A 13,579-nucleotide genomic window follows, 5' to 3' on the forward strand; every position below is an offset into this window, starting at 1 on the left:
CACAGATTTCGGAGCCCTGCGGAGCGCGGGACAGTGGGAGCCGTCTGGGGCACTGCCGTTGCCCTCCAAGGCTTGCCATGCCCTCCGGGCCGCTGAGACGGCTCTACGGCCTTCCCGCAAGCTTGGAACCCGTTGGGAGCTAGGAGAACATGAGGATAGCTACCGGGAATAGATGTTCCCGCAGCCTTCCTCCGGGCGTGTCGTGCGCGGGCGGGGGAGAATCCTGCCGGATATCTTTATGGTTTTGATTATCAGTTTTGATAATGACTCAATCACTGCCGTTGGCAGTCTTGAACTGGGGGAATAGGTGTGTCAAAGTTAGTTGATTGACACCGCCGACTCCTACGCCTTGGGCGACAACGAGTCCCTGATCCGCGAGGCCCTGCAGCCCTACGCGGACGGCGTCGTCATCGCCACCAAGGGCGGCAACACGCGCCCCTCCCCGGAGGAGTGGGTCGCGGTCGGCAACCCCGGCTACATCCGCCAGCAGGTCGAACTCAGCCTGCGCCGCCTGGGCGTCGAGACGATCGACCTCTACCAGATCCACCGCCTCGACCTCGCCCTGCCGATCGCCGACCAGATCGAGACGCTCGCCGAGCTGCAGCGCCAGGGCAAGATCCGCCACATCGGCCTCTCCGAGGTCACCGTGGACCAGTTGAAGGAGGCGCAGGCGGTCGCGCCGATCGCGAGCGTCCAGAACCTGTACAACCTGATCAACCGCCAGAGTGAGGCCGTGCTCGACTACACCGCCGAGCAGGGCATCGCGTTCATCCCGTGGTTCCCGATCGCCGCCGGGGAGCACGCCGGGCCCGACGGGCCGGTCGGCAAGATCGCGGCCGAGATCGGGGCGACCCCGGCGCAGACGGCGCTGGCGTGGCTGCTGCGCCGTTCTTCGAACGTGGTGCCGATCCCGGGCACGAGCTCGGTCGCGCACCTGGAGGAGAACGTGGGCGCGCGGGACGTCGAGCTCACGGACGCCCAGTTCGAGGCGTTGAACGCGCTCGCCTCGGCTTAAGCACCAATGAAGGGCCCGTGCTGCGGCACGGGCCCTTTTGCGTCTCTTAGGGGTTGAGGGGTGCGATGCGGAAGCGCTCGAACTCGGCGGTGGGGCCGTCGGGGTTGGCGAAGACGATGGTGTTGCGGCCGCCGTCGAGGTCGAGGATGACCGGGTAGGTCCAGAAGTCGTTCCAGGTCCAGGTGCCGCGCATCGGGTAGGTGCCCGCGTCCTTGCCGTTGACGGTGATCGCGCAGTGGCGGGTGACGATGTCGATGTTGTACTCGTGGCCTTTGCCGCGCTCGTCGTTGGCGTAGCTGACGAGGAGCACGTGCGGGCCTTCGGCGGCGTCGACCTCGATGGCGGCGGTGGCGCCGCGCCCGTTCCAGCCGATGACGTGGCCGCGGTGGGCGAAGTCGTTGACGACGAGGCAGGAGCCGCCCGCGCGGGTCACCTCGGCGGCGTCCACTTCGACCGGTTCGGGCCCGCGGGCGGGGGTGACGAGGACGGGCCCGTCGATCGGTTCGGTGCGCAGGCGGTTGACCCCGGCGTGGAGGAACACGGGCCGGGCGAGGTCGACGAGGACGTCCTGGTTCTGCGGTCCGGCGAGGATCGCGGTGTCGGCGCCTTCGATGCGGTGGTAGCCCGCTTCGGCCGCATAGAGGTCGAAGACGAGGCCGCCGGGGTGGACGCGCGCGAACGCGGCGTCGTAGCAGGCGGGGCCGGTGCGGCGCTCGGCGAGTTCGAGCTTGTCGAGGGCGACTTCGCCGCGGGCGGTGCCGATCGCGCCGGATTTGGAGAGCTCGACGGTGTTGGCCCCGGCCCGCAGGGTCAGCGGCACGCGGGCGATGGAGCGGTGGCCCCAGTTCATGGTGCTCGGGTAGTCGAGGAAGCGCTCATTGCCGTTGACGGTGAGGACCTGCTGCGCCGGTTGGGGTTCGGTGGCTTCGGCTCCGCGCCCGTACATGTGGGAGTAGAAGACCGCGAGGTCGTATTCGCCCGCTTCGGGGACGTGGACCTGGAAGACGACGGCGGAGTCGGTGAGGCCCAGGCCGCACACGTCGTGCTCGCCGGAGGCGGCGAACGCGTTGCCGTCGTCGGCGTGGCCGTGCCGGGTGATCTCGCCGGAGGTGATGTCGGCGGCCTCGGCGTCCCACTGGCCCTTCCACGGGGGCGGGCCGGTCATCGCGGCCTCCCCGGCGGTGACGGTGATCCAGTACGCGGCCATGCGGTCGGGGCAGTAGATCGGGATCTCAAGGCGCGCAGGGTCGCTCACGACCTGCGCGATGGGCTGCGGGGGACCGGCGGCGCCCTCGTACCCGGTCCAGTCGATGCGGTGCACGGTGGCGGTGACCTTCTCGCCCCAGAACTCGGGGTCCAGGCCGTGGGCGACCACGGTGAAGTCCTCGACGGTGCCGCCCGCGAGGATCTGCGCGGTGCGCCGCCCGGCGTCGATGCTCGCGAGCCCCTGCAATGTGTCCACAGTGTTCGGATGGGGCGGGTCGACGCGCACGGTCTGGCCGGTCATCCCCGAGTACGCCTTGAGGAACCACCACGCCCCGTTGGGCAGGTTCGGCTGCGGGGCCGCACCCGAGTAGCCCCCGGCGGCGGTCCAGAACGCCATGTCGGCGTGGACCTTCGCCTCCTCGAACATCGCCGCCCACTGCACGAGCTGGCCGGGCACCGAGAGGTCGCGGTTGTTGCCGTACTCGTCGATGTTGACGCGCCGGGGCGCGATACCGAGCGAGCGCTCCAGGCCCCGGTAGGCCGCGTAGTGGCCGCGGAACTCCGCGAGCGAGCTGGGGGAGAGCTCGTGCCAGGTCATCCACTCCGGGAGCGTCCCGGTGTCCCTGGCGCGCCTGAGGAAGTGCGGCAGGAACTCGGGGTGGTAGTACGCCTCGTTGGGCCCGGCGATCGGCACGCCGGGCGCGAGGCCGCGCAGGAGCTGCACGGTGGTGATCCAGTCGGCGATGAACCGGTCGTACTTCCCGGGCGCGTTCTCCTTGAGCCCGTACCAGATCCAGTCCGGTTCGTTGAACGGCACGAACACGAGCCGCCCGGCGTTCGCCTCGGTGAGCATCGGCGGCACGAACTCGTACAGCTTCTCGTGGTACAGGTCGATGCCCACGTCCTCGTACGGCCACTTGGCGAACAGGTCCTGCAGGTACACGAACGCGAGCCCGCCGCCGCCCCGGCGCAGCGCCCGCACCACGGAGGACGCGTCGCCGCCGGGGTGCTGCGCGCCGCCGTCCGGTTTCACTGCGAGCGTGGTGATGTCGAGCGCGTCGAGCAGCTCGTCGCCGGGCACGCCGTCCTCCGAGACGCCGTACAGCGACCCGGCCGCGCCGTGCAGCACCGGGCCGGTCGGGGCGGCGAAGTCCGCGGTGAGGCGGGCCGCCCCCTGAGGGAGGGGGGTGAGGGCCATTGCCGGGCCTTTCGCGTCAGGACCGGGAGCGGGGCGGGCCCGAGGTCTCGCGGACGATGAGCTCGGGTTCGGGCCAGCTCGGCTTCGGGCGCGGGTTGGAGCCGTCCACGCGGTGGCGCAGCAGCTCGAACGCGCCGCGGCCGACGCTCTCGAAGTCCTGGTTGACCGTGGTCAGCGCCGGGGTCGTGTACGCCGAGAACGGGGTGTTGTCGAACCCGACGATCGAGAGGTCCCCGGGGACCGAGCGCCCGGCGAGGTACGCGGCGCGCATCGTGGCGAGCGCGAGGTTGTCGTTGCCGCAGAGGATCGCGGTGACCGAGGGGTCGGCGACGAGCGGCTGCACGGCCTTGAACGCCTCGGCGATGGTCCACCCCGACGGCACCGGGTCCGGCACTTCGCGCCCGGCGTCGCGCAGCACCCGCGACCAGCCGTCCGCGCGGTGGGCCTTGCCGCCGCCGAACGTGCCCGTCGAGGTCGGGATCGCCAGGTGGTGCACCGTCTCGTGGCCCAGGTCCAGGAGGTACCTGGTGGCCTCGGCCGCGGCCTTGCCGTCGTCCATGCCCACGAGCCACGGCGAGGCGGCGAGCTCTTCGGCCGTGTACGGCCCTATCGCGACCATGGCCTGCGGCTGGGTGTCGAGCAGGACCTGCTTGGCCCGCATGCCCGGCTCGTCGTGGGCCATGATGATCGTCGGCTCGCCCGCGCGCGGCAGGCGCGCGACGATGTCGGCGTCCGAGTGCGTGTCGGCGGGGTCGAGCACGGAGATCTGGACGCTCCAGTCGAGCGACCGGGCGGCCTTCTCGATACCTCTGAGGGCCGCTTCGGGCCCGTAGAGAGAGGTGTCGGCGGTGAGCACGGTGACCGACTCGACCGCGCCGCCTGCGAGGCTCCGGGCCAGCCGGTTGGGCCGGTAGCCCAGCTCGGCGATGGCGTCCAGTACCTTGTCCCGGGTGGCCGCGGCGACCCGCGGCGAGCCGTTGACGACGCGGGAGACGGTCTGGTGGGAGACCCCGGCCAGCCTCGCCACATCCCAGATACTCGCTGCCTTCTTCGGTTGCGCCATCGCTATTGGTCTCTCTTCTTGTCCGTCGCAGGCCGTCCCAGGGGACCGGGCCGTCCCGGTACCAGTGTGGCCGCAGTCCCATACGACGATACGCCGAGTGATGTTAACGATCACTTCGGTTATGCGTCAAGAACAGTACAACACAGTTCCGTAACGGAGTGGTCATGTCGAGGTCACGGTTTCGAAGGCCCCCACAAACACCCCAAACGGCACAACCGGCCCTCCAGTTCCTCCGGTAGCGCCCCTCGGCGCCCTTGTGAGGTCGAGTTCACACACTCGAAATCTTTGGCGACAACTTCTTAACACGCAGGCCCGGGTCGCGTAACACGTCTTGGTGAAGCTGGCTTCACTCCGGTAGGTAGGAGCATCACGCGCCGGCCGACTCGCTTCGGTCGGCGCGTGACAACGCCTATCCCGAGCACCGTCGCTCCCCTCACGCCGGAACAGCCTTAAAGCCCGCAGTACTCCACGTACCTCCTGAGAGGAGGCGGCCATGCCCGAGCTCGACACCGGCAGCAATGCCTGGATCTTGACCTCCGCCGCCCTTGTTCTGCTCATGACCCCCGGTCTGGCCCTGTTCTACGGCGGTCTCACCCGGGCCTCGAGCGTCCTCAACATGATGATGAAGTGCCTCGTCGCCATCGGCGTCGTCTCCATCGCCTGGGTCCTCGTCGGCGAGTCGATCGCGATCGGCAACACCGACCCCGAAACCGGCAGCGCGGCCACGAACGCCTTCTTCGGCGACGTCAGCAGCTCCTTCGGCCTTGACTACCTGACCGACCTCGCCGGTGTCACCGGCGGCGTCTCGAACGGCGCCCTCTCGGCCTTCGGCATGATGTTCGCGATCATCACCGTCGCCCTCATCGCCGGTGCCGTCGCCGACCGCATGAAGTTCTTCTCCTGGGTCATCTTCGCCACCGTCTGGGTGGTCGTGGTCTACGCTCCCGTGGCCTTCTGGGTCTGGGGCGGCGGCTGGATCGAGGACTGGGGCGTGCTCGACTTCGCCGGCGGTTCCGCGGTCCACGCCAACGCCGGTGCCGCGGGCCTCGCCCTCGCGCTGGTCGTCGGCCGCCGCATCGGCTGGAAGGACGGCAACTTCGCGCCGCACAACCTGCCGCTGGTCGTCATCGGTACCGGGCTCCTGTGGTTCGGCTGGTTCGGCTTCAACGCCGGTTCGGCTTACGCCTCCAACGGCACCGCCGGTCTCGCCCTGCTGAACACGCAGGTCGCCACCGCCGCCGCGATCCTCGCCTGGCTCATCGTCGACCGCATCCGCGGCATCAAGCCCTCCGTGCTCGGCGCCTGCTCCGGCGTCATCGCGGGCCTCGTGGCCATCACCCCGGCCGCCGGCTACGTCGCCCCGGTCGGCGCCATCGCCATCGGCCTCGTCGCCGGTATCATCTGCCCCTTCGCCATCGGCCTCAAGCACAAGCTCGGCTACGACGACGCGCTCGACGTGGTCGGCCTGCACATGGTCGCCGGTATCTGGGGCTCGATCTCCGTGGGCCTGTTCGCGGTCTCCGAGGTCACCGTGATCGCCGGGGTCTACGACACGGGCGTCGACGGCCTCTTCTACGGCGGCGACGCCGCGTTCTTCGGCAAGCAGGCCGTCGCGGTCCTGTCCGTGGTCGCCTACTCCTTCGTGGCCTCGCTCATCATCGCCCTGATCCTCAAGTTCACCGTCGGTGTCCGGATCAGCGAGGAAGAGGAGCTGGCCGGTATCGACGCCGCGCAGCACGGCGAGGCCGGCTACGACCTGCCCCTCAACGGCAACACCGGCTCCGGTCTGCCCGAGACCAACGCCGAGGCCGCCGAGAAGGTCAACGCCTAACAACTTCAAACCACCGCTAGAAACGGCCGCCCCGCCCCCGGGGCGGCCGTTTCGCGTGTCACGCCCGGTCCGGCATCACCGGGCGGCGGCCGCGCCGCCATCCCCGTTAAGCTCGTAGGAGTCCGCCGCTCAGTTCGGCGTCAGAAATCCGCACTGCACCATCGAGAGGTTCGCCCGTGTTCGACGCTCTGTCAGATCGACTGTCCGGGATCTTCGAGTCGATCCGCGGCAAAGGCCGCCTGACCGATGCCGACATCGACGCCACCGCCCGCGAGATCCGCCTCGCCCTGCTCGAAGCCGACGTCGCCCTCCCGGTGGTCAAGACCTTCATCACCCAGATCAAGGAACGCTGCAAGGGCGCCGAGGTCTCCAAGGCCCTCAACCCGGCCCAGCAGATCATCAAGGTCGTCAACGAGGAGCTCATCGCGATCCTCGGCGGCGAGACGCGGCGCCTGAACTACGCCAAGCAGGCCCCCACCGTGATCATGCTCGCGGGCCTCCAGGGCGCCGGCAAGACCACGCTCGCCGGGAAGCTCGCCAAGTGGCTCAAGGGCGACGACCACTCGCCGCTCCTCGTCGCCGCCGACCTCCAGCGCCCCAACGCCGTCGGGCAGCTCCAGGTCCTCGCCGAGCGCGCCGGTGTGGCCGTCTACGCCCCCGAGCCCGGCTCCGGCGTCGGCGACCCCGTCAAGGTCGCCACCGACTCGATCGAGGAGGCCCGCCGCAGGGGCCACGACGTCGTCATCGTCGACACCGCCGGACGCCTCGGCATCGACGAGGAGATGATGGCCCAGGCCCGCGACATCCGCGCCGCCGTCAACCCCGACGAAGTCCTCTTCGTCATCGACGCCATGATCGGCCAGGACGCGGTCAACACCGCCGAGGCCTTCCGCGACGGCGTCGGCATCACCGGTGTGGTCCTCTCCAAGCTCGACGGCGACGCCCGCGGCGGCGCCGCGCTCTCCGTGCGGCACGTGACCGGGCAGCCGATCATGTTCGCCTCCACCGGCGAGAAGCTCGAAGACTTCGACGTCTTCCACCCCGACCGGATGGCCTCGCGCATCCTCGGCATGGGCGACATGCTGACCCTCATCGAGCAGGCCGAGGCCGTGTTCGAGGAGGACAAGAAAGAGGAGATGACGCAGAAGCTCCTCAAGGGCGAGGACTTCACCCTCGAGGACTTCCTGGAGCAGATGCAGGCCATCCGCAAGATGGGCCCGATCGGCAACGTGCTCAAGATGATGCCGGGCATGGGCCAGATGCGCCAGCAGATCGACTCCATCGACGACAAGCAGATCGACCGCACCTCCGCGATCATCCGCTCCATGACCCCCGCCGAGCGCCGCGACTCCTCGCTCATCAACGGCTCGCGCCGCCTGCGCATCGCCAACGGCTCCGGCGTCACCGTCTCCGAGGTCAACCAGCTCCTGTCGCGGTTCAAGGACGCGCAGAAGATGATGCGCGGCATGACCGGCGCGATGGGCCTGGGCGGCGGCACCAAGGCCACCAAGTCGCCCTACAACAAGCGCAAGGGCAAGAAGGCGAAGAAGAAGCCGGTGTCCCGCGGCGGCCGCCCGACCCAGAACGCGGTCCCGCAGCTCCCCGCCGGGATGCAGATGCCCGCCGGGATGCCCGACTTCTCGCAGCTCGACCCGAACAACCTGCCCGACATCGACTTCGAGCAGTTCCTCAAGGACCAGAAGAAGCAGTAACCGCCACGATCGGCGTGTGCTCCGTCACGGCCGGGCTCCGGCAAGCGCCGTCTTGTCGGGGCCGGGCGCGATAGTGGCGGGAACTTCCCACCCAGGGCGGGCAGGTGGGCGGGCCGCGGGCGATACTGCGAGGCGATGAACGCACTCGCACCGCTTGAGCACCCGCACCCGCACCCGTCGCCCCACCCTCCGACGACGCTTGCGTCGTCTTCCCCCGAACCGGAAGGCGCTGCGCGCCAGCCCCTCCATTTCAGGGTCGTCTGGCTCCCGGACGACACGGTCCGCGACGTGTACGTCGACGGCGACCGGATCACCTTCGATCCCGTGCCCGGCGCCCGCACGGTCGCCACTTCCGGGTTCGCCCTGCCCGGGCTCGTGGACGCCCACTGCCACATCGGCATCCGCCGCGGCCCCATCGCGATCGAGAGCCTCGACGAGGCCCGCGAGCTCGCCTATACCGACCGCGACGCCGGGGTCCTCGCCATCCGCGACGCCGGATCGCCCTACCCGTACCCCGAACTCGTCGGCGAGGACGGCCTCCCGCGCCTCATCCGCGCCGGGCACCACATCGCCGCCTCACGCCGCTACCTGCGCGGCATCGGCCTCGAATGCGAGCCCCACGAAGCGGTCGCCGCCCTCGCCCGCCAGGCGAAGCTCGGTGACGGCTGGGTCAAGCTCGTCGGCGACTGGATCGACCGCGACCGGGGCGACCTCGCCCCGTCGTTCGAGCCCGAGATCCTCACCGCCGCCATCCATGCCGCCCAGGCGGAAGGCGCGAAGGTCGCGGTGCACACCTTCTCCGAGGAGGCCGTCGCCTGCGTCGTCGAGGCGGGCGCGGACTCGATCGAGCACGGCACGGGCCTCGCCCCCGACCTCCTCGACCGCATGGCCGCGCGCGGCATCGCCCTGGTGCCCACCATGATCAACATCGAGACGTTCGACGACATCGCCGCCGGGGCCGACGTCAAGTTCCCCCGCTACGCCGACCACATGCGCCGGCTCAAGCAGGGCTTCCCCGAGGTCGTCCGCGCCGCTTGGGAAGCGGGCGTGCAGGTCTACCTCGGCACCGACGCGGGCGGCGGCATCGACCACGGCCTCGCCGCCGAGGAGATGCACCTCCTGCACGAGCGGGCCGGCATCCCCGCCGCCGACGTCCTCGCCGTCTCGTCCTGGCGCGCCCGCGAATGGCTCGGCATCCCAGGCGATCTGGGCGACCTCGTGGTCTACGAACGGGACCCGCGCGCCGACCTCGCGGCCGTCCGCGACCCCGCGCTCATCGTCCTGCGCGGCCGGCTCCTCAAGGCCCCCAAGTAAAACGCCTGACCTGCGCCTTATGCGGCTTTCCTGAACCGGCCTCGTCCCCGCGCGTGGCGGAGGTCGGCTATCGTGAACCTCCCGCGTCGATTCCGCCCGAGCAGAGAGCTATAGCGATGACTTATCCTCCGCCTCCTGGGGACCAGTCCGGTCAGGGCGGCTTCCAGTACGACCCGTACGGCAGCCAGCCCGGTTCCCAGCCCCAGAACCCCTCGCAGCCGCAGCAGCCCGGTTACCAGCCCCAGCAGCCCGGCTACCCGCCGCAGCAGCCGGGGTACGGCCCCGGCCCGGCCCCGCAGCTCCCGCCGCAGGCGCCCGGCTACCCGCCGGCCTACGGCGCGCCCGGCTACGGCCCGCAGCTGCCCAAGGGCCAGGCGATCGGCTCGATGGTCACCGGCATCATCTCCGTCGCGGGCCTGTGCATCCCGTACATCAACTTCGCCAGCCTGGTCCTCGGCATCATCGCCGCGATCCTCGGCGGCGTCGCCCTGAAGAAGATCAACGCGGGCCAGGCCGCGGGCAAGGGCCAGGCGATCACCGGGCTCGTGCTCGGCATCATCGTCTGCGCGCTCGCCGTCATCGGCATCATCATGTTCACCAGCGGCATGGCCATGCTCGGCGGACTGGGCACCGCCTCGACGGTGTAACGACCTCTGCAAAGCGAAAAAAGCGGCGCGGGCTCCGGCCCGCGCCGCTTTCGCGTTCTTGTGGGTCCCGATCAGGTGACGTCGTCGAAGGAGGCGGCGCGGTCGCGGCGCTCGGCGGCGGCCGGTTCGGCCGCGGCCTCGCCGGAGCCGTCGGCGCCGTTCGCCTTCCGGGTGATGCTGCCGCGGTTGACGCTGCGGCGGGTGCTCTCGACCTCGCGCGTGGTCTCCGTCAGGCTCTCCTTCATCGGCTTCGTGCCGTCCTGGAGGTCGCGCATCGTGGATTTCAGCGGGCTCGTCAGCATCTCCTGGTCCTCTTCGGTCAGGATGTGCTTGCGGACGAAGGTCTTGGGGTTGAGGTCCTCGGGCCGGATGTCGGTGCCGATCTCGCGGCTGAGGTCCGCGGCGGCGTTGGACGCCATGGTGCGGGCCTTCGAGATGAACCGGCGCAGGTTGGCGAGCGCCTTGGGCAGCTTGTCGGGCCCCCACAGGAAGATCGCGATGAGGATGATGACCAGGAACTCGGTTCCGCCCAAGCCTCCGAACACGCTGATCCTCCTAATGCCTGCCTGTGCCAGCTGTTACCTGAAAAACCTCCGCCTAGCGTACTCCCAACTCAGTCGGTTGCCGCTTCCAGCGTGACCTGGGCGCTGTGCTCCTGTCCGTCGCGCTCGTAGACGACCGTGACGACGGTGCCCGGGGCGAGCTTGCGGATGAGCGCGATCAGCTCGGTGTTCTCGGCGACCATATTGCCGTTGAAGCTGGTCAGGACGTCGCCGTCCTGGAGTCCGGCGTCGTCGGCGGGGGACCCGGCGACGACCTCGGCGAGGGTCACGCCGATCCCCAATTCGGATTCTCCGAGCTCGGCGCCGAGCACGGTGTGGCTGGCCGATCCGGTCGCGATGATCTCGTCCGCGATCCGCTTGGCCTGGTTGATCGGGATGGCGAAGCCGATGCCGATGTTCCCGGCCTCGCCTTCGGCGGCGGTGGAGGCGATGGCGGTGTTGATGCCGATGACCTGCCCGGCGATGTCGGTGAGCGGCCCGCCGGAGTTGCCGGGGTTGATGGCGGCGTCGGTCTGGATCGCGGCCATGACCGACTCGACCTCGCCGTTGTTGTTCTCGGTGAGCACGGGCCGGTCGATCGCGGAGACGATGCCCTCGGTGACGGTGGAGGAGAGCCCGAGGGGCGCGCCGACGGCGAGCACGGGGTCGCCGACGGCGACCTGGTCGGAGTCGGCGAGGACCATCGCGGGGTGCTCGTCGCCTTCGATGCGGAGCACGGCCACGTCGGAGTCGGGGTCGGAGCCGATGACCTCGGCGGTGGTCACGTTGCCGTCGCTGAAGAGCACCTGGAGGCTGTCGGCGGGCTCGGTGCCGCCGCCGACGACCACGTGGTGGTTGGTCAGGACGTAGCCGTCGTCGGAGACGATGAAGCCGGAGCCGTTGCCGCCGTCGGCGGTGAGGACCGTGACGACGGACGGCATGATCTGCTCGACGACGCCCGCGACGGAGGTGACGTCGCGCTCGGTCTCCGGTTCGGCGCCGATGAAGCCGTTGTCGCCCGAGCCGGAGCGGGTGGCCCAGATGCCGACGGCCGCGCCGAGGGTCCCGGCGATGAGCGCGGTGACCGCGGAGACGGCGACGACGATGCCGAGGCCGGGCCTGGTGCGCGGCCCGCGGGCCGGGAGCGGCTCGGGCGGGGGCGCGTGGGGGACCGGCCGGGTCTCGATGACGGCGCGGCTGGCGGGGTCGCGCCACGGGTCGGACGCGGCGGCGGGGTGCCACCAGGCCGACTGGTCGGCCTGCGGGGCCGCGTACGGCGGCTGGGGAGGCCCGGCCATCGCGGGCGCCCCGGGAGGAGCGGCGGGGTCCTGCGGCGGCAGGTACACCGGAGGCGCGGCAGCGGGCGGCGGGGCCGCATAGTGCGGCGCGGCGGGCGGCTGCACGGCCGGCTCGTACGGTCCGGCCGGGTGCGCCGCAGGGCCGGGCGTCCCGGGCTGCGGCGCGGCGTACGGGGGCGCGTCCTGCGGTGCCGCCTCGTCCGGTCCGGGCGCGTGCACGACCGGTTCGGGGTGTTGCGGATTGCCCGGATCTGCCTGGGGCGGCTGGGTGCCGGAAGTCATGACTGAAAGTCTATGCCGGAAATGCCGCTCGTTCACCTGCCCCGCGATTCCGTGCGGTGCCGGACGGTCCGGGGCCGGGGAACGAAAGAGAGTCCGCCCCGGGCGGTGCCCGGGGCGGACTCATCAGGTCGATTCGGCGGTGGGGTGACCGCCGTGGGGGTGGTGGAAGAGGCGGGTCTTACTCCAAGGCGCCTTCGAGTTCCTTCTTCAAGGTCGCTGCTTCTTCCGGGCTCATCTCCACGACCAGCCGACCGCCACCTTCGAGTGGAACACGCATGATGATGCCGCGACCCTCCTGCGCCACCTCGAGTGGTCCGTCACCCGTCCGCGGTTTCATGGCCGCCATTTTGGTCTCCCCTCGATCCAAGGTCGCAGGTTGCGACTCGACATTGCTAGATCAAGTTTCCCTGATGAACAGGGCAGGGGCCAACTCGCCCCTCCGTCTATGTGACAAGGTTGCGTAGAAATCACCCAGAAAGCGGCGTTTGTGACATGAGTGATTATTCTTAACGGACTATGAGGCCCGTCACTTACTCCTCCGGGTCCTGCTCGTGCTCGACGCCCAAAAGGAACGAAGTACCCTCAAGTTCCCTTCCGTACGGCGAAACGAACGTCGGCAGCTCCTGCGGCCCGAGCGAGCGGATGTACGACCAGAACTGGCGCACCGCCTCGGCCTTGTCCACCGCCTCGATCGGCATGGAGAGGGTCACGAGCCAGTCGCTGCGGCGCTCCGGGGTCGGCAGGGTCCGGACCAGGTCCTCCCACGCCTCCGGGTTCAGCTCGGTCCAGCCTTCTGCGACGTCGGTCTCGGCGTAGCTTGCGGAGCCGTAAATTTGCTCAGTCTCGACGGTCTTGGCGGGCTCCTCGAGGCGGCGCCGGTACTTGACGGCCGCGCCGTCGACCTCGCCGAGCGCGAATACCCCGTCAGGCCCGGCCAAGGCGACCTCGTCGCCGTCCGCGGCGCCCCCGGGGCGCGCGGCGGGCGCGAACGCTTCGACCTCGTAGGCCTGTTGCTCCGTGTACTCGTCCTCGTTCAACGCCAGCAGCCAATAACGCATGGGCATATCCCATCACGCCTCGTCGCGCGGCGCCGTCTCACCGGCGTCCTCGCGCCCTGCCTCACTCTCAGGGGCGCTGGCGTCCTCGTCGGACCCGGCGTCGAACTCCGCAGTGTCGGTGTCGCCGAGCCGCGCCCGCATCTCGGCCAGCAGCTCGTCCCGGCGGCCGATCTCCCACGCGAGCCGGTTCAGGGCCGCGTCGACCTGGTCCGTGCGGTAGCCGCGCAGACCCGTGTCGAACTTGACCGAAGCCACGGCCGTCTCATCGACCGCTTCGCCCTCACCGAGGCCCAGCGGCGCGCCCGCCGGGGCGACGTCGAGGAGCGTGTCGCGGCCGGTGGCCCACACGACGATCGAGAAGGCGATCCACACGCCGATGACGGCGACGATGAGCGGCAGCACGAAACCCACAG

General features: G+C 70.0%; 12 protein-coding genes. 5 read left to right on the top strand and 7 right to left on the bottom strand.

Annotated features, from left to right (window positions below):
• The first annotated feature begins 322 nt into the window (after positions 1-322).
• The gene (locus tag ACZ60M_RS03770; RefSeq protein ID WP_465414383.1) at positions 323-1,015 is read left to right on the top strand and encodes an aldo/keto reductase; all 693 of its coding nucleotides are present in this window, start codon (positions 323-325) and stop codon (positions 1,013-1,015) included.
• A 46-nt stretch (positions 1,016-1,061) separates the two neighbouring features.
• Here ACZ60M_RS03770 and ACZ60M_RS03775 read toward each other — a convergent pair whose 3' ends face one another.
• Together ACZ60M_RS03775 and ACZ60M_RS03780 are read right to left on the bottom strand one after the other, a co-directional pair.
• On the bottom strand, positions 1,062-3,419 hold the full coding sequence (locus ACZ60M_RS03775) for a carbohydrate-binding protein (RefSeq protein ID WP_465414385.1): 2,358 nt from the start codon (positions 3,417-3,419) through the stop codon (positions 1,062-1,064).
• Between the two features lie 16 nt (positions 3,420-3,435).
• Positions 3,436-4,482 (bottom strand): LacI family DNA-binding transcriptional regulator, encoded by a 1,047-nt coding sequence (locus tag ACZ60M_RS03780; RefSeq protein WP_465414387.1) that lies wholly within the window; start codon positions 4,480-4,482, stop codon positions 3,436-3,438.
• A 493-nt stretch (positions 4,483-4,975) separates the two neighbouring features.
• On the opposite strand from ACZ60M_RS03780, the gene ACZ60M_RS03785 reads away from it, so the two are divergent.
• The 4 genes from ACZ60M_RS03785 to ACZ60M_RS03800 all read left to right on the top strand — a co-directional run bounded on the left by ACZ60M_RS03785 (position 4,976) and on the right by ACZ60M_RS03800 (position 9,986).
• A complete protein-coding gene (locus ACZ60M_RS03785) occupies positions 4,976-6,313 on the top strand; it encodes an ammonium transporter (protein WP_465414389.1) in 1,338 nt (445 codons plus the stop codon).
• Positions 6,314-6,489: 176 nt separating this feature from the next.
• Positions 6,490-8,025, top strand: a complete 1,536-nt coding sequence (ffh, locus tag ACZ60M_RS03790) for a signal recognition particle protein (RefSeq protein WP_465414391.1) — start codon at positions 6,490-6,492, stop codon at positions 8,023-8,025.
• 135 nt (positions 8,026-8,160) lie between these two features.
• Positions 8,161-9,339 (top strand): amidohydrolase family protein, encoded by a 1,179-nt coding sequence (locus ACZ60M_RS03795; RefSeq protein ID WP_465414393.1) that lies wholly within the window; start codon positions 8,161-8,163, stop codon positions 9,337-9,339.
• 116 nt (positions 9,340-9,455) lie between these two features.
• Positions 9,456-9,986 carry a DUF4190 domain-containing protein gene (locus ACZ60M_RS03800; RefSeq protein WP_465414395.1) on the top strand — a complete coding sequence of 177 codons (531 nt, stop codon included), beginning with the start codon at positions 9,456-9,458 and terminating at the stop codon, positions 9,984-9,986.
• 71 nt (positions 9,987-10,057) lie between these two features.
• Here ACZ60M_RS03800 and ACZ60M_RS03805 read toward each other — a convergent pair whose 3' ends face one another.
• From ACZ60M_RS03805 to ACZ60M_RS03825, 5 genes are all read right to left on the bottom strand, one after another.
• Entirely contained in the window at positions 10,058-10,531 is a 474-nt protein-coding gene (locus ACZ60M_RS03805) for a twin-arginine translocase TatA/TatE family subunit (protein WP_465414397.1), read from the bottom strand.
• 68 nt (positions 10,532-10,599) lie between these two features.
• Entirely contained in the window at positions 10,600-11,826 is a 1,227-nt protein-coding gene (locus ACZ60M_RS03810) for a S1C family serine protease (protein WP_465414548.1), read from the bottom strand.
• Between the two features lie 460 nt (positions 11,827-12,286).
• Positions 12,287-12,454 (bottom strand): DUF3117 domain-containing protein, encoded by a 168-nt coding sequence (locus ACZ60M_RS03815; protein WP_270121184.1) that lies wholly within the window; start codon positions 12,452-12,454, stop codon positions 12,287-12,289.
• 184 nt (positions 12,455-12,638) lie between these two features.
• Positions 12,639-13,166 (bottom strand): hypothetical protein, encoded by a 528-nt coding sequence (locus ACZ60M_RS03820; protein ID WP_465414399.1) that lies wholly within the window; start codon positions 13,164-13,166, stop codon positions 12,639-12,641.
• Between the two features lie 12 nt (positions 13,167-13,178).
• Complete coding sequence (locus ACZ60M_RS03825; protein ID WP_465414401.1) at positions 13,179-13,577, bottom strand: DivIVA domain-containing protein; 399 nt, start codon at positions 13,575-13,577, stop codon at positions 13,179-13,181.
• Between the last annotated feature and the right edge of the window lie 2 nt (positions 13,578-13,579).

This window comes from Glycomyces sp. NPDC050141 (assembly GCF_055586545.1).

What these genes read in the sequence shown, in the direction of transcription:
- ACZ60M_RS03775 (WP_465414385.1), bottom strand. Translation starts at nt 3,419, where the DNA reads ATGGCCCTCACCCCCCTCCCTCAGGGGGCGGCCCGCCTCACCGCGGAC.
- ACZ60M_RS03780 (WP_465414387.1), bottom strand. Translation starts at nt 4,482, where the DNA reads ATGGCGCAACCGAAGAAGGCAGCGAGTATCTGGGATGTGGCGAGGCTG.
- ACZ60M_RS03785 (WP_465414389.1), top strand. Translation starts at nt 4,976, where the DNA reads ATGCCCGAGCTCGACACCGGCAGCAATGCCTGGATCTTGACCTCCGCC.
- ACZ60M_RS03795 (WP_465414393.1), top strand. Translation starts at nt 8,161, where the DNA reads ATGAACGCACTCGCACCGCTTGAGCACCCGCACCCGCACCCGTCGCCC.
- ACZ60M_RS03800 (WP_465414395.1), top strand. Translation starts at nt 9,456, where the DNA reads ATGACTTATCCTCCGCCTCCTGGGGACCAGTCCGGTCAGGGCGGCTTC.
- ACZ60M_RS03810 (WP_465414548.1), bottom strand. Translation starts at nt 11,826, where the DNA reads ATGGCCGGGCCTCCCCAGCCGCCGTACGCGGCCCCGCAGGCCGACCAG.
- ACZ60M_RS03815 (WP_270121184.1), bottom strand. Translation starts at nt 12,454, where the DNA reads ATGGCGGCCATGAAACCGCGGACGGGTGACGGACCACTCGAGGTGGCG.
- ACZ60M_RS03820 (WP_465414399.1), bottom strand. Translation starts at nt 13,166, where the DNA reads ATGCGTTATTGGCTGCTGGCGTTGAACGAGGACGAGTACACGGAGCAA.